This is a genomic window from Chromobacterium sp. CCUG 76385 (assembly GCF_059916625.1).
Map to the genome: position 1 here is coordinate 1 of NZ_JAUCGU010000022.1, position 17,712 is coordinate 17,712.

Consider the following 17,712-nt stretch of genomic DNA (forward strand, 5'->3'; position numbering starts at 1 on the left):
GCGGACTGTGCGCCTTGCTTCCGGCCCAAATCGGCGCAAACGCGATCCACTCACCAAACGTCAACAGCCCCTAGGGGGTGAGCATGCGAATCCATGGAGCCTGCCATTGCGGCAACCTGTCCTTTGAGCTGGATTGGCCGGATGGGATTGCCATGCCGGCTCGTCGTTGCGGCTGCGGCTTTTGCCGCAAGCATGGCGGCGTGTGGACCGCGGCCCCTGGCGCGCGTTTGACGGTGGCGTTGCGCCAGCCGCAGCGGGTGTCGCGGTATCGTTTCGGCACCGGCGCCGCCGATTTTCACATTTGCTCCGATTGCGGCGTCGTCCCCTTGGCCAGCAGCGAAATCGACGGCAGACTGTACGCCGTGGTCAGCGTCAATGCGTTTGAAACGCCCGGCCTGCCGATCAGCGACGCGCTGGATGTGTCGTTCGAGGGCGAGAGCGAGGCGGATAGGTTGGCGCGGCGGGCGCGCAACTGGATAGCCGATGTTAGCTTTGTCTGACGCTGATCCCCCGCTTGCTGAATTGACGGGGCCGCGGCCGACGGCTGCCGGTTTTTCCCACGCTGGAGAACAATCATGAAACTGATAGGCATGCTGGATTCGCCGTTCGTGCGGCGCGTCGCCATTTCGATGCAATTGCTCGAGCTGCCGTTTGAGCACCAGTCGGTGTCGGTGTTCAGCGGCTTCGACCGTTTTCATGAGATCAATCCTGTGGTGAAGGCGCCGACGCTGGTGTGCGATGACGGCACCATCCTGATGGATTCGACGCTGATTCTCGAGTATGCGGAGGGGCTGTCGTCGCGCTGTCTGATGCCGATGGAGCCGCAAGCCAGGCTGGCGGCCTGGCGCCGCGTAGGTTTGGCCTTGGCGGCTTGCGAAAAGAGCGTGCAGGTGGTGTACGAGCGCCAGTTGCGGCCGGCGCGCAATGTGTACCAGCCCTGGCTGGACCGCATTGGCGGCCAATTGCTGGCCGCCTTCGACGCGCTGGAGAAGGAGCTGGAAGTGCCGCAATCCTTGCGCGGCGACACCATCGACCAGTCCTTGCTGTCGACGGCGGTCGCCTGGCATTTCAGCAGGCAGGTGGTTCCGGACATCGTGCCGGGCGGGCCTTATCCGCGGCTGGATAAATTATCGCGGCAGGCCGAGGAGCTGGATGCGTTCCGCGCCGCGCCGTTTGGCGATGGCGTGTATCCGGTCAGCCAATGAACAATGCGGCGCCTTGGCGCCGCATTGCATTTGCGCCATGGTGTTTCTTTAGGCCGGCACTGCCGGCTTTTTCAATAGCCGCAGCATCAGCGCGGTGACAGCGGTGCCGGCGGCCAGCGCCACCAAATAGCTCAGCAGATGCTCCACCGCATTCGGGATGGGCAGCACGAATACGCCGCCGTGCGGCACTTTCAGCTCGACGCCCATGGTCATGGAGATGGCGCCGGCCAGCGCGGAACCGGTCATCAGCGCAGGGATCACCCGCAGCGGGTCGCGCGCGGCGAACGGGATGGCGCCTTCGCTGATGAAGGCCAGGCCCAGCACGCCGGCTGCCTTGCCGGCTTCCTGCTCGTCCACGGTGAAGCGGTCGCGGAACAGGCGGGTGGCCAGGGCCAGGCCCAGCGGCGGCGTCATGCCGGCGGCCATCACCGCGGCCATCGGCGTGTATACCTGGCTGGCGATCAGGCCGGTGGCGAAGGCGTAAGCCGCCTTGTTGACCGGGCCGCCCATGTCGAAGGCCATCATCGCCCCCAGCAGCGCGCCCAAGGCCAGCGCGCTGCTGCCCTGCATGCCTTTCAGCGCGTCGGTCAGCGCGGACAGCAGCGCGGCGACAGGCTGGCCCACCACGTAGATCATCAGCAGGCCGGTCAGCAGCGAGCCCAGCACCGGCAGGATCAGCACCGGCTTCAGGCCGTCCAGATGCTGGCCCAGCTGGATGCGGCGGTTCAGCTCGCGGGTGCCGTAGCCGGCGATGAAGCCGGCCACGATGCCGCCGAGAAAGCCGGAACCCAGGCTGGCGGCCAGCATGCCGCCCACCATGCCGGGCGCGATGCCTGGGCGGTCGGCGACGGAGTAGGCGATATAGCCGGCCAGTATCGGCACCATCAGCGCAAAGGCGGACTTGGCGCCGATCTGGAACAGCGACCAGGCCAGCGTGCCCTTGTGCGCGTCGTCGAAGGCGTAGATGCCGCCCAGGGCGAAGGCGAGCGCGATCAGGATGCCGCCGGCGGTGACGAAGGGCAGCATGAAGGACACGCCGGTCATCAGGTGGCGGTAAGGGCCGTCTTTGGACTTTTCCGGCGCGGCGGCTTTGGCTGCTGTTGAGCCGCTGTTCGCCTCGCCCCATGGTTGCGCCTCGGCGATGGCGCGGCGGAGCAGGCCCTTGCCGTCGCCGATGGCGGTCTTGGTGCCGCTTTTGAACAGGCGCTTGCCTTGGAAGCGGTCCAGTTGCACCTGGGTATCGGCGGCGATCACCACCAGATCGGCGGCGGCGATCTCGGCGGCGGTCAACGCGCTCTGCGCGCCGACCGAGCCCTGGGTTTCCACCCGGATGGCGTGCCCCAGGGCCTTGGCGGCCTGGGTCAAGCCTTCCGCCGCCATGAAGGTGTGGGCGATGCCGGTGGGGCAGCCGGTGATGGCCACGATCTTCAGCGCTGGGCTAGATGCGGCGGCCGGCAGTTGCGCCGTCGGATCGGCCAGCACTTGGTCCAATGTGGCGTGGCGGACCGGCAATTGGCCGAAGCGGCCGTCGTCCGGGCTGTCCACCAGCAGCACCTGGCGCGCGCCGGTCAGTCGCTCGACAGCCAGGGCGGGGCGGCCGTCGATCTCAATCTCTATGTCTTGACCGTGTTTTTGCGCGGCCTGGCGCAGCGCTTCGGCGGCAAGCCGGGCCTGGGTGCTGCGTTCGCCGGAGCGGATGATGGCGACGATGCTCATGTCTCTCCCCTTTATCGATAGGGCGGCCTCAGGCCGCCTCGAGTTTTTTCAGGCTGACGGCGGCGGCCAGCGCTTGAATTTCTTGCGGCGGCGGCAGATGAGGGCCGACGCGTTGCAGTTTGGCGGCGGCGAAGGCTACCGCCAGCCGCAGGCTGTCTTCCGCGCCCAGCGCCTGATGGCGAGCGGCGGCGAGGCCGGCGACCAAGGCGTCGCCGGCGCCGACCGTGCTCAAGGGGCGCTGCGGCGGCAGACTGGCCAGCAGTGTCTGCCCGCCGTCTGTCAGCAGGGCGCCTTGTTCGCCCAGCGACACGATGACGCGAGCGATGCCAAGTTTGTGCAAGGCCTGGGCGCACTGCGCGACGTCGTTCAGCGCGGGCAGTTTGCGGCCTGCCCATTGCTCCAGTTCCTCGCGGTTCGGTTTGACGCAGTCCGGCAGCGCTTGCGGCGGATGGGCTAAGGCGGCCGCCAGCGCCGGGCCGCTGCTGTCCAGCAACACCCAGGCGCCTTGCCGCTTCAGCTGCGCGCACAACCTGGCCCAGGCGTCCATCGGCAGGCCGGGTGGCAGGCTGCCGGCCAATACGGCGATTTCATCGGCGGCAATATGCGCCAAGCCGGCCGCCAGCGCCGCCAGTTCGGCCTCGCCGGTGGCGGGGCCGGGCAGGTTGATGTCGGTGGTGTCGTTGCGGCTCAGGTCGGCCAGCTTGATATTGGTGCGCGTCGCACCGGCCACGCGCAGCATGCGGTCGTCTATGCGTTTGTCGGCGAATAGCTGTTCGAACGGCGCGGCGTTGTCGCGGCCGAGCAGGCCGTGGGCGCAGGCGCGCAGCCCCCAGTCGGCCAGGCAGCTGGCCACATTGACCCCCTTGCCGCCGGCGTTGACCGAGGCGGCGCGCGCCAGATTGACGGCGCCTATGTTCAAGGCGTCCAGCGTGACGGTCTGATCCAGCGCCGGGTTGGCGGTGACGGTGTGGAGCGCGCCGCTCATGCCAACGCCTCCAGCAATTGCCGCACTTCGTCGGCGCTGTCGCAGGCCAGGGCTTGCTCGGCCAGGTCTTGCAGCCGGACGTGGTGGTGGCGGCGCAGCATGGCTTTGACTGCGGCGATATCGTGCGGACTCATCGACAGCTCGTTGACGCCCAGGCCGGTCAGCACCGCCGCGCCCAGCGGGTCCCCGGCGATGCCGCCGCACACCCCCACCCAGCGGCCGTGCGCCGCGGCGCCCTGCACCGTCTGGCGGATCAGCCGCAATATGGCCGGGTGCAGGCTGTCGGCCTCGGCCGCCAGTTCCGGATGCTGGCGGTCCATGGCCAGGGCGTATTGAGTCAGATCATTGGTGCCGATGGAGAAGAAATCGACGTAGGGCGCCAGTTGATCGGCCAGCAGGGCCGCGGCCGGCACTTCCACCATGATGCCGATGGGCACTTGCGGCGCGTCCAGCTCCTTGCGCAGGCCCTCGCAGATGCCCTTGAGCCGGGTGATCTCCTTCAGCGAGCTGATCATCGGGAACATGATGGACAGCGGCTTGCCGTTTTTGGCGGCGCGGTACAGCGCGCGCAGTTGCGGCTCCAGCAGTTCGCGGCGGGCCAGCAGCAGCCGCGCGCCGCGCATGCCGAGGAAGGGATTGTCCTCGCGCGGCAGGTTCAGATACGGCACCTGCTTGTCGCCGCCTATGTCCAGCGCGCGCACGATCAGCGGCCGGCCTTGCAGCGCCAGCTGCATCGCCTGGTAGGTCTGCAGCTGTTCTTCCTCGTTGGGCGCGGCGTCGCGCTCCAGGAACAGGAACTCGGTGCGCATCAGGCCCACGCCTTCGGCGCCGGCCTCCAGCGCGGCGGCGGTCTGATCCGGGCGATTGATATTGGCCGCGATCTCGATGCGCTTGCCGTCGGCGGTTTGGCCGGGCAGCTGTCGTTCCGCCTGTTGTTTCTCGCGCGCTTCGCGCTGCTGTTGCTGCCAGGCCCGGGCGGAAGCGAGATCGGCTTCGCCTGGGTTCAGGTACAGCCGGCCGCTGTCGCCGTCCAGGATGGCTGGGCTGCCGTCGGCCACGTCCAGCAAGGCCGGCCCGGCGGCGACTAAGGCCGGCAGGCCAAGCGTGCGCGCCAGGATGGCGGTGTGGGCGGTGGGGCCGCCATGGGCGGTGGCCAGGCCCTTGATGCGGGACAGGTCCAGGCTGGCGGTGTCCGATGGCGCCAGATCGGCGGCCAGCAGCAGGGTGTCCGCGCCGAATTCGGCCGGCTCATGGCCCTGCAACGATGGGTCCAGCTGGAACAGCACGCGGCGGCCGACGTCGCGCAGGTCGGCGGCGCGGGCGGCCAGGAGCGGGTTGCCCAGCGCGGAGATTTTTTCCGCCAATCGTTCCACTGCCTGGTGCCAGGCCCATTCCACACCGTGGCCGGCCACCATCAGCTGACAGCTCAGGGTGATCAGATCGGTGTCGTTCAGCAGTTCGGACTGGGCGCGGAAGATGCCGGCCTCCGCCGCGCCCAGCGTGGCCTGGGTGGCGTCGGCCAGTTGCGACAGCTGGCGCCGGGTGGCGGCCAATGCCTCGTGCAGCCGGTCGCCGCCCTCGGCCAGGCTGATCGGCCGATCCGGCACTTGCAGCTGCTGGCTGGCCAGGACGCGCACGGTGCCGATGGCGAGGCCGGGGCTGGCGGCGATGCCGGGCAGCGAGATCAATGGCCCCGCGGGCTGCCAGCCGGCGCGTGGGCGCTGCGCCGCGGCGCGTTGGGCGGCGATGGCGGCGGCGGTCTGCTCCGACAAGCTGGCTTCGCGCATCGCCCGCAGCAATTGGCGCACGCCGTCGTCGGCCTGCGGACCGCGGCCGGACACGGCGACCAGATCGCCTTGGCGCAGGCCCAGCTGCAGCAGCGAGATCAGATTCTTGGCGTCGGCCGTGGCGTTGCCGTGGCGCACCTGCAGTTGCGCCGCGCTGCGCCGCGCGGCCTCCACCCATAGCGCGGCCGGGCGGGCGTGCAGGCCATTCGGGTAGTCCAGCCGCCACTCCTCGCACACGTCCAGATCGCGGGCCTCGGCGTCCGGCGGCAGATTGTCTTCCGGCTGGCGCAGCGCGGCGATCAGGTCGTTGCTGTCCTGCGTGACGAAGAGCGGCAGCAGCTTGGCCTCGTCCTGCAGCAGCCGGGTCAACTGGCGCAGCATGGCCAGATGGTCGTCGGAACGGGCGGCGATGGCGCACAGCAGATGCGTGCGCTGGCCGGGGTTCCACTCCAATCCATCCGGGATTTGCAGAATGGCGATGCCGGTGCGCAGCACCAGCGCGCGGTCTTCCACCATGCCGTGCGGGATGGCGATGCCATTGCCCAGATAGGTATTGGCCACCGCCTCGCGTCTGAGCAGGCTGTCTAGGTAATCGGGGGCGATGCAGCCGGCGTCGGCCAGCATCTGGCCCGCCTCGCGAATGGCGGCCTCCTTGCTGGCGGGGCGGCAGCCCAGGCGGATCAGTTGCGGATTGAGCAGGGCGTCGGACACGGTGGGCCTCGTTCGTGGACTGGATATGGCTGGCATTGAAAACGATTACATTCCGACTGTCAATCCAGAGAGTTTGACCTAAGTCTGAAAAATAAAGGGTTTTTGCAAACCCAAGATCATGGCCGACTTGCCAGCGCTGCAGGACTGGTGCAGCATCGCGGCTATCGATTGAAAACGTTTTCTCATGCCATGACTACCAGCATCAAGGATGTGGCCCTGTTGGCCGGCGTATCGGTGGCCACCGTATCGCGCGCGCTGGGCAACGGGCCGGTCAGCCCGGCCTTGCGCGCCAAGGTGGAGGCGGCTGTCGCTCAGTGCGGCTACCGGCCCAATCTTTCCGCGCGTCGTTTGCGCTCGCAGCACACCCGCACCGTCGGCTTGATCGTGTCGGACATCTGCAATCCGTTTTTCACCGCCGTAGGCCGCGCGGTGGAGGATGTGGCCTATCGCGCCGGGATGCGGGTGATTTTGTGCAATACCGACGAGAACCCGGACAAGGAAGCGATGTACCTCAGGCTGATGCAGGAGGAGAGGGTGAGCGGGGTGATCTTCGCCGCCACCCGTGCCACGGCGGATGCGCTGGATACGGCCGAGCTCGGTTTTCCGGTGGTGATGATAGACCGCGCCGGCGCGGCGGCCCGCTGCGACGCGGTGCTGCTGGACAACCGGCTGGCGGCGGCGCAACTGGTGGAGCATTTGCTGGAGCGCGGCTATCGCCGCATCGGCGGCTTGTTCGGCAATACCAGCAGCACCGGGGCGGAGCGCCATGCCGGCTTCGCCGAGGCCCTGCGGCGAGCGGGGCTGCCGGTGGCGGCGCGCTTTGTCGCGCCCAGCGCCGCTGCTGCCCAGGCCGAGCTGGCGGCGTGGCTGCAGGAAGAGACGGCGCCGGAGGCGCTGGTCGCCAGCAACGGCCTGCTGCTGCTGGGCGCGGCCAAGGCGGTGCGTGCCGCCGGGGTGGCGGTGCCGCAGCGGCTGGCGCTGGCCGGTTTCGACAACGATAGCTGGACGGAGTTGGCCGAGCCGGGCATGACGGTGATCGAGCAGCCGGTGGAGGAGATTGGCCGAGTGGCGATGGAAATGCTGCTGGAGCGGCTGCGGCAGCCGGAGCGGCCGCCGCGCAAGGTGGTGCTGGCCGGCCGGCTGGTGGCGCGCGGCTCCAGCCTGGCGCGTACCTGAGCTTCAGCGCAAGGGGCCGACCAGGCGGGTGACGGTGTTGTCCTTGACCACCGCATGGTGCCAGATGGCGGCGGCGGCGTGCAGAATGCTCAGCCACAACAGCACATTGCCCAGCAGTTCGTGGAACTCCTTCAACTCCTTGCCCAGCGCCGGGTTGTTGGGCATGAGGGTTGGAAGCGCCAAGCCGAAAAAGGCGACCTCGCGGCCATTGGCTTGAATGAAGGCGATGCCCAGGATGGGCAGGGCCAGCATCAGCGCGTACAACGCCCAGTGGCCGGCATGGGCCAGCAGCTTCATCAGGGCGCTCGGCTCGGGGGTGATCGCCGGCGGCGGATTACCCAGGCGCCAGGCCAGCCGCGGGATGACCAGTAGCAGGACGATCAGCCCGGCCTGGATGTGGGCATAGCTCAGATTGCCGCGGGTGGCGCTGCCTTTGGGGAAGTTGCCTTTCAGCTCGATGAAGGCCAGCGCCAGTATCACGGCCAGCGCGCACAGCCAGTGCAAGGCGCGGGCGAAGCGGCCGTAGCTCAGCTCGGAATTGCGCAGCATGTCGACTCCTGTCTAGGTGGAAGATAGGGTCAGCATAGCGCGCCAATCTTAAATTGGACTTAATTCAACTCAAATGGATTGGTTCAGGCTGCGCCGCTTTCGGCGCGCCGGATCACCCCCAGCTTGTCGGCCGGCTGCCAGCCTTCCGGCTTCAGCACCTTGCCGTCGGCGCGGCGCGTCACCTTGCCGTCCACGCACTTGCGCAGATTGGCCTCGTGTATCGCCTGGCACATCGCTTCCAGCGGCAGTCCCTGCGACAGCAGCAGCCCGCATACCACATTGAGCACGTCCACCGCCTCAGCGGCCAGTTCGGCTCGGCTTTGCAATTGTTGCTCGGGCGATTGCGCGGGCAGTTCGCGGTAGTCGGCCAGCGCCTGGCGCAGTTCGGCCAGCTCTTCGTCCAGCATGGTCTGCCACATCGCCAGCTGCGCGGGCTGGAATTCGGGGCGGGAGGGGAAGGGGAGGTCGAAGCGCCGCATGAAATCGCGGCGCATCTGGAACAGGTCGCTCATCGATAGACTCCTTTGTAAGGCCTATATTGTGGAGTCTATCGATTTTTTCATCAATATATTGTGATTACTGCGCCTGCAGCGCCGCCAGCGCCTCGAAGTAATCGGGGAAGGTCTTGGCCACGCATTTCGGATCGTTGATGATGACGGGCGCGCCCAGCAGCGAGACCAGGGAGAAGCACATCGCCATCCGGTGATCGTCGTAGGTGTCGATCTCGGCGTTCGGCGTCAGCTCGGCCGGCGGCGTGACGCGGATATAGTCCGGGCCTTCTTCCACCACGGCGCCCACCTTGCGCAGCTCGGTAGCCATGGCGGACAGGCGGTCGGTTTCTTTCACCCGCCAGCTGGCGATATTGCGCAGCGTAGTAGTGCCGTCGGCGGCCAGCGCGGCCACCGCCAGCGTCATCGCCGCATCCGGGATGTGGTTGCAGTCCAGATCGATCGCCTTGAGCTTGCCCTCGGCGCGGGCCTCGATCCAGTTGTCGCCGCGCTGGATCGATGCGCCCATCCGCTCCAGCGCTTCGGCGAAGCGCACATCGCCTTGGATGCTGGACGAGCCGACGCCTTCCACCCGGATGGGGCCGCCGGCCAGCGCGCCAGCCGCCAGAAAGTAGGATGCGCTGGAGGCGTCGCCTTCGACATAGACTTCGCCCGGCGAGATGTAATGCTGGCCGCCGGCGATGACGAAACGCTGCCAGCCCTCGCGCTGTACCGTCACGCCAAAGCGCGCCATCAGGTTCAGCGTGATTTCGATGTACGGTTTGGAAATCAACTCTCCGGCCACCTCGATGACGGCTTGTTCGCCGGTCAGCGGCAGCGCCATCAACAGGGCAGTGAGAAACTGGCTGGAAACATCGCCCTTGACGCGAATGGGCTCGACGCAGCGCACTTGCGCCGGCTCGATCGCCAGCGGCGGAAAGCCAGGCTGGCCCAGGTACTGGATGCGCGCGCCGGCGGCGTTCAGGGCGTCCACCAGATCGCCGATCGGCCGTTCGTGCATGCGCGGCACGCCGGACAGCTGGTAATGGCCGTTCATCAGCGCCAGCGCGGCGGTCAGGGGGCGGAAGGCCGTGCCTGCGTTGCCGAGGAACAGGTCTGCATTTTTTACCGGGAAGGCGCCGCCGCAGCCGTGCACGCGGAAGTCGCGGCTGTCGCCCTGCTGCTCTATCTTCACGCCCAGCAGCTTCAAGGCCGCCAGCATGTGGCGGATATCGTCCGAATCCAGCAGGTCGCGCACCAGCGTGCTGCCGCCCGACAGCGCCGCCAGCAGCAGCGTGCGGTTGGAAATGCTCTTGGAGCCGGGAAGCTTGATGGTGCCGCAAAGGCGGGGGCGTGGGGAAAGATGCAGTTGTTCCATTGTTTGAAGTTGTGCGCTGTGGACGGAGTAAGCGAACACTGTAACCGCCCGCGCGGGCTGCGCGCAATCGCCGGCCGGCATTCCGGCCGCTCTATGGCGGCTGCTTGGGTTACAATGCGCGGTTTGGCCGTCCGCTCGTTTGTGTTTGGGGCGGCGGCTTCATCAAGATTGCACACAGGATTCAGATTGTCATGACAGTTCCGGTGATAACCATCGACGGTCCTTCCGCATCCGGCAAGGGCACGGTGGCGGCTGAGGTTGCCGCGCGCCTCGCATTTCATTACCTCGATTCCGGCTCGCTGTACCGCCTGCTGGCGTTGTTTGCGCGCCGCCATGGCATCGCCTGGGACAATGAATCGGAACTGGCCGAGGCGGCCATCGCCTTGCCGGTGGAATTCTCCGATGGCGCGGTGTGGCTGGAAGGCAACGATGCCAGCGCGGATATTCGCGCCGAGGAGATCGGCATCGGCGCTTCGAAGGTGGGCGCGCTGCCCAAGGTGCGCGCCGCGCTATTGCAGCGCCAACGCGATTTCCGGCTGGCGCCTGGGCTGGTGACCGATGGCCGCGACATGGGGTCGGTGGTGTTTCCGGACGCCGCGCTGAAGATATTTTTGACGGCCAGCGCCGAAGAACGGGCGCAGCGTCGTTATAAGCAGTTGATCGGCAAGGGGGAATCTGCTAATCTCGCACAGATTATGCAAGACATTATCGATCGGGACGCGCGCGATGCCGCCCGGCCGGTAGCGCCTCTGCGCCAGGAGCCGGACGCCTTTTTGCTCGATACCACGGAGCTGACCATAGACCAGGCGGTCGACAAGGTCCTTGTGTGGTTCGAGGAAAGACAGGTTTCCGGCCATTGATTTTTTTAGCGGCCGTTTTTGCTGCAATGCAAAAGCGGCCGTGTGTTCAACCCTAACCCCGCACGCCGTGAGGCGTGCAACCGAGAGTACGCTTGATGACTACCCTCTCCATGGAAAACTTTGCCCAGCTGTTCGAAGAAAGCTTGACCCTGCACGACATGCGCGTGGGCGAAGTGATCACTGCCGAAGTTGTGGCTGTTGATTCCAACTTTGTAACCGTGAACGCCGGCCTGAAGTCCGAATCCCTGATTCCGGCCGAAGAGTTCAAGAACGACCAAGGCGTGGTCGAAGTGGCTATCGGCGACTTCGTCACCGTCGCCATCGACGCGCTGGAAAACGGCTTCGGCGAGACCAAGCTGTCCCGCGAAAAAGCCAAGCGCATGGCCGCCTGGGTTGAGCTGGAAGAAGCGCTGGAAGCTGGCACCATCCTGTCCGGCCTGATCAGCGGCAAGGTCAAGGGCGGCCTGACCGTCATGGTCAACGGCATCCGCGCCTTCCTGCCGGGCTCCCTGGTTGACGTGCGTCCGGTGAAAGACACCACCCCGTACGAAAACAAGCAGATCGAGTTCAAGGTTATCAAGCTGGATCGCAAGCGCAACAACGTCGTGGTTTCCCGCCGCTCCGTGCTGGAAGAAACCCTGGGCGAAGAGCGCAAGGCTCTGCTGGAAACCCTGAAAGAGGGCGCAGTCATCAAGGGTATCGTCAAGAACATCACCGACTACGGTGCGTTCGTCGACCTGGGCGGCATCGATGGCCTGCTGCACATCACCGACCTGGCATGGCGCCGCGTGAAGCACCCGTCCGAAGTTCTGGCCGTGGGCGACGAAGTGGAAGCCAAGGTACTGAAGTTCGACCAAGAGAAGAACCGCGTATCCCTGGGCCTGAAGCAACTGGGCGAAGATCCGTGGGTGGGCCTGTCCCGCCGCTACCCGTCCGGCACCCGTCTGTTCGGCAAGGTGACCAACCTGACCGACTACGGCGCGTTCGTGGAAATCGAACAAGGCATCGAAGGCCTGGTGCACGTGTCCGAAATGGACTGGACCAACAAGAACGTACACCCGTCCAAGGTGGTTCAGGTTGGCGACGAAGTGGAAGTCATGATCCTGGAAATCGACGAAGACCGTCGTCGCATCTCCCTGGGCATGAAGCAGTGCCTGGCCAACCCGTGGAACGAGTTTGCCGACAACTTCCACAAGGGCGACAAGCTGAAGGGCGCGATCAAGTCCATCACCGACTTCGGTGTGTTCGTTGGTCTGCCGGGCGGCATCGACGGCCTGGTTCACCTGTCCGACCTGTCCTGGAACGAAGCCGGCGAAGAAGCCGTGCGCAAGTTCAAGAAGGGCGACGAAGTTGAAGCCGTTGTTCTGTCCATCGATGTGGAAAAAGAGCGCATCTCCCTGGGCATCAAGCAGCTGGAAGGCGATCCGTTCAACAACTTCGTTGCCATGAACGACAAGGGCGCGCTGGTCAAGGGCACTGTTAAGTCCGTTGACGCCAAGGGTGCCGTCATCGCTCTGGATACCGACGTTGAAGGCTACCTGCGCGCTTCCGAACTGTCCCGCGACCGCGTGGAAGACGCTCGCTCCATCCTGAGGGATGGCGATGCAGTCGAGGCCGTGATCGTTGCCGTGGATCGCAAGTCCCGCAACATCAGCCTGTCGATCAAGGCTAAGGACGCTCAAGAAGACAGCGCCGCTCTGAAGAACCTGTCCGTTGACAGCGCTTCCGCTGGCACCACCAATCTGGGTGCTCTGCTGAAGGCAAAACTGTCCGGTTCTAACGAGTAATCGCGTCATGACCAAATCTGAGCTGATCGCGAGGCTGTCCGAGAGACTCGCCGAGCGCAATTCTCAGTTGGTCTACAAAGATGCTGAGTTGGCCGTCAAGACCATTCTGGACGCGATGGCCAACAACCTGGCGCAGGGCAGCCGGATCGAAATCCGCGGCTTCGGTAGCTTCGACCTGAACTATCGTCCGCCGCGTGTCGGCCGCAACCCCAAGTCGGGCACCAGTGTCTCGGTTCCTGAGAAATACGTGCCTCATTTCAAGGCCGGCAAGGAACTGCGCGAGCGTGTGGATCTTTCCATCGTGGAGCAGACCCAGGTCTGAGCGCAGTTTCCCGGTTTTATGCTGAAAAGCGCCGCATGATGCGGCGCTTTTTTCGTTTTGCGTGTCCGGGCTTGGGTTGTGGCCGGCTATCGTTTAAAATTGCACTCCGGCAAACTCATTGAGCGAATCCATGCGATATTTGTTGCGTATCGTCGAACTGGCGCTGTTGCTGCTGTTGATCGCCGTCACCGTGCAGAACAGCCATGCGGTCGAATTTAAATTGTTCTTCGGCCAATCCTGGTCGGCGCCGCTCATCGTGTTCCTGCTGCTGTTTTTCGTGGCCGGCGCGCTCGTGGGCTTGCTGGCCACCTTCAGCTTCTACCTGAAAACCCGCCGCGAGTTGTCCCAGCTGAAAAAAGAGCTGCGCAACCGCCCGCCTGCCCGCAAGACGGTCAATGACCCCAGCGACGCGCTGGCTGATTGAGCTTGTCCCCCGGGCCGCTCAGCAGGCCTGGATTTCTTATCCCGAAAGGATTGCTGTTGGAACTTGATTTGTGGTGGCTGCTGCTGTTTCCGGCCTTTTTCGGACTCGGCTGGTTTGCGGCGCGCGTCGATATGCGAACCGTGCTGAAGCAGGCGAAGTCGGTGCCGATTGCCTATTTCCGCGGCTTGGACGCGCTGGTCGAGGACAAGACCGATGTCGCGGCCCAGGCGCTGGCCGAGGTGGCGCGTCAACAAGGTTCGGCGTTGGAGTTGCAGCATATCCTGGGCAAGTTGCACCGCAAGCGCGGCGAGAATGACCGCGCGATCCGTTTGCATCAGCAGATGCTGGATTCGTCCGACCTGCCGAGCGAGCAGCGCGATCTGGTGCGCAACGAATTGGCGCAGGACTTCCGCAAGGCTGGTCTGGTGGACCGCGCCGAAGAAATTCTGTTGAAGTTGCTGAACGGCAATATGGCGCTGGCGGCGCGGCGGCAGCTGCTGGACATCTACCAGCAGGACCGCGACTGGAAAAAGGCCATCGAAACCGCGCGCGAACTGCGCAGCGATGCCCACTCGTTTCAGCATGAAGTGGCGCAATTCTATTGCGAGCTGGCGCAGGGCGAGCTGTACCAGTCGCATCACGGCCTGGCCCGTCAGTATGTGGCCGAAGCCATCGCCGCCAACCGCAAATGCGTGCGCGCGAGTCTGATCCTGGGCGACATCGAGTTCGCCGAGGGCAATCTCGATGCTGCGATCGCCGCCTGGCAAAGCATAGAGAAGCAGAACTATGAATATTTGTCGATGGCCGCCGAGCGGCTGTTCGACGCCTACGAGAAGCAGGGCAGGCCGCTGGAAGGCATCGCATTGCTGCGCGGCTATCAGCGCACGTTCCCGCAGCTGGAATTGACCGATCTTTTGTACCAGAAAATCGCCACCTACGAGGGCGAGGCCAAGGCTTTGGAAGGAGTGCGCGAGGCGGTGCATGCGCGGCCCAGCCTGGCTGGCGTATACCGGATGATAGAAGCGCAGATGGACGAGTTGTCGCCGGAAGGGCGGATGGACGCCGAAGTGGCGCGCGCCTTGCTGCTGAAACATTCTCAGCGGCTCAGCGTCCATCGCTGCAAGTGCTGCAACTTCCGCTCCCGCGCCTTCTTCTGGCATTGCCCGGCCTGCGGCGAGTGGGAAAGCTTTACCGCCAACCGCTCGGAAGCCTGATACAGATTGCAGTGCCGCGCCGCCGGCGGGGACCGGCGCGCGCGGAATAGAATAAATAATGGAGCATCGATGAACCCTTTGATTGCAAGCGCGGACGCGCGTGAAGTCTCTCCGGTTGTGGTGGCGCTGGACTTCGCCGACGCCGCCGCCGCTTTGGCCTTTGCCAGCAAGCTGGACCCTGCCGAATGTCGTTTGAAGGTGGGCAAGGAATTGTTCACCTCCAGCGGGCGCAGCCTGGTCGAGTCGCTGGCTGCGCGCGGATTTCAAGTCTTTCTGGACATGAAGTTCCACGACATCCCCAACACCGTGGCGCAGGCTTGCAAGGCCGCGGCCGACTCCGGCGTATGGATGGTCAATGTGCATGCCTCGGGCGGCCGCCGCATGATGGAAGCCGCGCGCGAAGCGCTGGCGGGTTTCAGCCAGCGTCCGCTGCTGATCGCGGTGACGGTGCTGACCAGCATGGAGGCGTCCGACCTGGTTGAGATCGGCATTGACGCCGCGCCGGAGCAGCATGTGTTGCGGCTGGCCACGCTGACCCGAGATTGCGGCCTGGACGGTGTCGTGTGTTCGGCGCAGGAAGCCAAGCTGCTGAAGCAGGCGCTGGGGCAAGATTTCAAACTGGTCACGCCGGGGATTCGCCTGGCCGATGGCGCCAACGACGATCAGCGCCGCGTGATGACCCCGCTGGCGGCCTTGGAGGCCGGCGCCGACTACCTGGTGGTCGGCCGCGCCATCACCCGCGCGCAGGATCCGCTGGCGACGCTGCGCGCCATCAATCAAGATATTTTTCAGGCTAAGCAATCATGAAAATCACCGTCATTGGTTCGGGCTATGTAGGCCTGGTGACCGGCACCTGCCTGGCTGAGACCGGCTATCAGGTCTGCTGTTTGGATGTGGATCCACGCAAGATCGAGATTCTGCAAAACGGCGGCATTCCGATCTTCGAACCTGGTTTGGAAGACATGGTGAAGCGCAACGTCGCCGCTGGCCGCCTGCATTTCACTACCGATGTGGCGGAGTCGGTCGCTTTCGGCGAGGTACAGTTCATCGCCGTCGGCACGCCGCCGGACGAGGATGGCTCGGCTGACCTGCAATATGTTCTGGCCGCGGCGCGCAGCATCGCCCGCCACATGACCGATTATCGCGTGGTGGTGGACAAGTCCACCGTGCCGGTGGGCACCGCCGACAAGGTGCGCGCCGCCATCGCCGAAGAGCTGGCGGCGCGCGGCGCCGATATCCCTTTCAGCGTGGTGTCCAACCCCGAGTTCCTGAAGGAAGGCGCGGCGATCGACGACTTCATGCGACCGGACCGCGTGGTGATTGGCGTTGACGACGAGCGCGCCGCCGAGATCATGGCTCGCCTGTACAAGCCGTTCCAACGCAACCACGAGCGCGTGCTGCTGATGGATGTGCGTTCGGCCGAACTGACCAAGTATGCCGCCAATGCCATGCTGGCTACCCGTATTTCCTTCATGAACGAGTTGGCCAATCTGGCGGAAACCATGGGCGCGGATATCGAGCAGGTGCGGCTGGGCATGGGCTCCGACCCGCGCATCGGCTACCACTTTCTGTATCCCGGCGTCGGCTACGGCGGTTCCTGCTTCCCGAAGGACGTCAAGGCGCTGGTGCAGACGGCCAAGGAAAACGGCCACACGCTGCGCGTGCTGACCGCGGTGGAAGAAGCCAACGAGGTACAGAAGCTGCGCCTGGTCGAAAAAGTCGTCGCGCGTTTCGGCGAAGACTTGTCCGGCCGTCGCTTTGCGCTGTGGGGCCTGGCGTTCAAACCGAATACCGACGATATGCGCGAAGCGCCGAGCCGCGTGGTGGTGGAAGAGTTGAGCCGCCGCGGCGCCAAGGTCACCGCCTTCGATCCGGTGGCCACGCACGAGGCGCAGCGCGTGATGGGCGGCATCGCAGGTCTGTCGTTTGCCGACGATATGATGGGCGCGCTGGATGGCGCGGATGCCTTGCTGATCGTCACCGAGTGGAAGATGTTCCGCGCTCCGGACTTCAATCGTATCCGCAATAGCCTGAAACAGCCGCTGATTTTCGACGGCCGCAATATGTACGATCCGGCCTGGCTGCGCGAGCAGGGCTTTGAATACCACGCCATCGGCCGCTGAAAGATAGAATCATGGGTGTGATGCAAGATCTGGGGCTGAACGCCGCCATGCTGGCCGAAAAACTGGCGGCGGCCCGCGTTTTGGTGGTGGGCGACGTGATGCTGGACCGCTATTGGTTCGGCGACGTATCGCGGATTTCGCCTGAAGCGCCGGTGCCGGTGGCCAAGATCGCGCGCAGCGAGGAGCGGGCCGGAGGCGCGGCCAATGTGGCGCGCAATATCGCCGGGCTGGGCGGCAAGGCCAGCATTCTGTCGGTAGTCGGCGACGACGAGGCGGCCAACGCGCTGGAGGCGTTGCTGGTGCGCGACGGCATCGCCACTTCGCTGAAGCGCGACGCCAATATCTCCACCACGGTGAAGCTGCGGGTGGTGGCGCGCCAGCAGCAACTGATCCGGCTGGATTTTGAGGATGCGCCCAGCCATGAAATCCTGGCCGACAAGCTGCAGGAGTTCGCCGATATCGTGGGCGAGCACGATGTGGTCATCCTGTCGGATTACGGCAAGGGCGGGCTGACGCATGTCGAGGAGATGATCCGGCTGGCCCGCGCGGCCGGCAAGCCGGTGCTGATCGACCCCAAGGGCGACGATTACAGCAAGTACGCCGGCGCCACGCTGCTGACGCCCAATCGAAGCGAGTTCCGGCAGGTGGCCGGCAGCTGGCGCGACGAGGACACGCTGACCCGCAAGGCGCAAGATTTGCGCGAGGAGCTGAATCTGGACGCCCTGTTGGTGACCCGCAGCGAGGAAGGCATGACGCTGTTCCGCGCCGAAGGCGCGCTGCACCAGCCGACCTTGGCGCGCGAGGTGTACGATGTGTCCGGCGCCGGCGACACGGTGATCGGCACGCTGGGCCTGGCGCTGGCCGCGGGAATGACGCTGCCGGTGGCGATGAGCCTGGCCAATGCCGCCGCCGGCGTGGTGGTGGGCAAGCTTGGCACCGCGGTATGCACGCAACAGGAGCTGCTGGCTCTGTAGCGAGCGACTGATG

Annotated in this window: 17 protein-coding genes; 11 read left to right on the forward strand and 6 right to left on the reverse strand. The window is 65.2% G+C overall.

Annotation, left to right across the window (positions count from 1 at the left end; translation table 11 throughout):
• Positions 1 to 83: 83 nt before the first annotated feature.
• Positions 84 to 500, forward strand: coding sequence for a GFA family protein (locus QUG01_RS13965; protein ID WP_500830666.1), 417 nt, complete (start codon positions 84 to 86; stop codon positions 498 to 500).
• 75 nt (positions 501 to 575) lie between these two features.
• Positions 576 to 1,205 (forward strand): glutathione S-transferase, encoded by a 630-nt coding sequence (locus tag QUG01_RS13970; RefSeq protein WP_500830667.1) that lies wholly within the window; start codon positions 576 to 578, stop codon positions 1,203 to 1,205.
• Positions 1,206 to 1,253: 48 nt separating this feature from the next.
• On the opposite strand, the gene QUG01_RS13975 is transcribed toward QUG01_RS13970, so the two are convergent.
• Genes QUG01_RS13975 through ptsP form a run of 3 tightly spaced genes read right to left on the reverse strand, consistent with a single transcriptional unit; the run spans position 1,254 to position 6,404 of the window.
• Positions 1,254 to 2,921 (reverse strand): PTS fructose transporter subunit IIC, encoded by a 1,668-nt coding sequence (locus QUG01_RS13975; protein WP_500830668.1) that lies wholly within the window; start codon positions 2,919 to 2,921, stop codon positions 1,254 to 1,256.
• A gap of 28 nt (positions 2,922 to 2,949) precedes the next feature.
• Positions 2,950 to 3,906 carry a 1-phosphofructokinase gene (gene pfkB, locus QUG01_RS13980; protein ID WP_500830669.1) on the reverse strand — a complete coding sequence of 319 codons (957 nt, stop codon included), beginning with the start codon at positions 3,904 to 3,906 and terminating at the stop codon, positions 2,950 to 2,952.
• Complete coding sequence (ptsP, locus tag QUG01_RS13985) at positions 3,903 to 6,404, reverse strand: phosphoenolpyruvate--protein phosphotransferase (protein WP_500830670.1); 2,502 nt, start codon at positions 6,402 to 6,404, stop codon at positions 3,903 to 3,905. Before ptsP ends, pfkB begins: the two co-directional genes overlap by 4 nt.
• 189 nt (positions 6,405 to 6,593) lie before the next feature.
• On the opposite strand from ptsP, the gene QUG01_RS13990 reads away from it, so the two are divergent.
• On the forward strand, positions 6,594 to 7,580 hold the full coding sequence (locus tag QUG01_RS13990) for a LacI family DNA-binding transcriptional regulator (RefSeq protein WP_500830671.1): 987 nt from the start codon (positions 6,594 to 6,596) through the stop codon (positions 7,578 to 7,580).
• A 3-nt stretch (positions 7,581 to 7,583) separates the two neighbouring features.
• Here QUG01_RS13990 and QUG01_RS13995 read toward each other — a convergent pair whose 3' ends face one another.
• The 3 genes from QUG01_RS13995 to aroA all read right to left on the reverse strand — a co-directional run bounded on the left by QUG01_RS13995 (position 7,584) and on the right by aroA (position 9,995).
• Positions 7,584 to 8,129, reverse strand: coding sequence for a cytochrome b (locus tag QUG01_RS13995; protein WP_500830672.1), 546 nt, complete (start codon positions 8,127 to 8,129; stop codon positions 7,584 to 7,586).
• Positions 8,130 to 8,212: 83 nt separating this feature from the next.
• Positions 8,213 to 8,641, reverse strand: coding sequence for a pyrophosphohydrolase domain-containing protein (locus QUG01_RS14000; RefSeq protein ID WP_500830673.1), 429 nt, complete (start codon positions 8,639 to 8,641; stop codon positions 8,213 to 8,215).
• 64 nt (positions 8,642 to 8,705) lie between these two features.
• Positions 8,706 to 9,995, reverse strand: a complete 1,290-nt coding sequence (gene aroA, locus QUG01_RS14005) for a 3-phosphoshikimate 1-carboxyvinyltransferase (RefSeq protein WP_500830674.1) — start codon at positions 9,993 to 9,995, stop codon at positions 8,706 to 8,708.
• Between the two features lie 191 nt (positions 9,996 to 10,186).
• On the opposite strand from aroA, the gene cmk reads away from it, so the two are divergent.
• From cmk to rfaE1, 8 genes are all read left to right on the forward strand, one after another.
• A complete protein-coding gene (gene cmk / locus QUG01_RS14010) occupies positions 10,187 to 10,855 on the forward strand; it encodes a (d)CMP kinase (RefSeq protein WP_500830727.1) in 669 nt (222 codons plus the stop codon).
• 95 nt (positions 10,856 to 10,950) lie between these two features.
• A complete protein-coding gene (rpsA, locus tag QUG01_RS14015) occupies positions 10,951 to 12,642 on the forward strand; it encodes a 30S ribosomal protein S1 (RefSeq protein WP_500830675.1) in 1,692 nt (563 codons plus the stop codon).
• 7 nt (positions 12,643 to 12,649) lie between these two features.
• On the forward strand, positions 12,650 to 12,964 hold the full coding sequence (locus tag QUG01_RS14020) for an integration host factor subunit beta (RefSeq protein WP_103316901.1): 315 nt from the start codon (positions 12,650 to 12,652) through the stop codon (positions 12,962 to 12,964).
• 130 nt (positions 12,965 to 13,094) lie between these two features.
• On the forward strand, positions 13,095 to 13,388 hold the full coding sequence (locus tag QUG01_RS14025) for a LapA family protein (protein WP_103317006.1): 294 nt from the start codon (positions 13,095 to 13,097) through the stop codon (positions 13,386 to 13,388).
• 56 nt (positions 13,389 to 13,444) lie between these two features.
• The gene (gene lapB / locus QUG01_RS14030; RefSeq protein WP_500830676.1) at positions 13,445 to 14,602 is read left to right on the forward strand and encodes a lipopolysaccharide assembly protein LapB; all 1,158 of its coding nucleotides are present in this window, start codon (positions 13,445 to 13,447) and stop codon (positions 14,600 to 14,602) included.
• 69 nt (positions 14,603 to 14,671) lie between these two features.
• Entirely contained in the window at positions 14,672 to 15,409 is a 738-nt protein-coding gene (pyrF, locus tag QUG01_RS14035; RefSeq protein ID WP_500830677.1) for an orotidine-5'-phosphate decarboxylase, read from the forward strand.
• Positions 15,406 to 16,725 (forward strand): UDP-glucose dehydrogenase family protein, encoded by a 1,320-nt coding sequence (locus tag QUG01_RS14040; RefSeq protein WP_500830678.1) that lies wholly within the window; start codon positions 15,406 to 15,408, stop codon positions 16,723 to 16,725. The genes pyrF and QUG01_RS14040 overlap by 4 nt, the downstream gene beginning before the upstream one ends.
• An 11-nt stretch (positions 16,726 to 16,736) precedes the next feature.
• Positions 16,737 to 17,699 carry a D-glycero-beta-D-manno-heptose-7-phosphate kinase gene (rfaE1, locus tag QUG01_RS14045; RefSeq protein WP_500830679.1) on the forward strand — a complete coding sequence of 321 codons (963 nt, stop codon included), beginning with the start codon at positions 16,737 to 16,739 and terminating at the stop codon, positions 17,697 to 17,699.
• Positions 17,700 to 17,712: the final 13 nt, after the last annotated feature.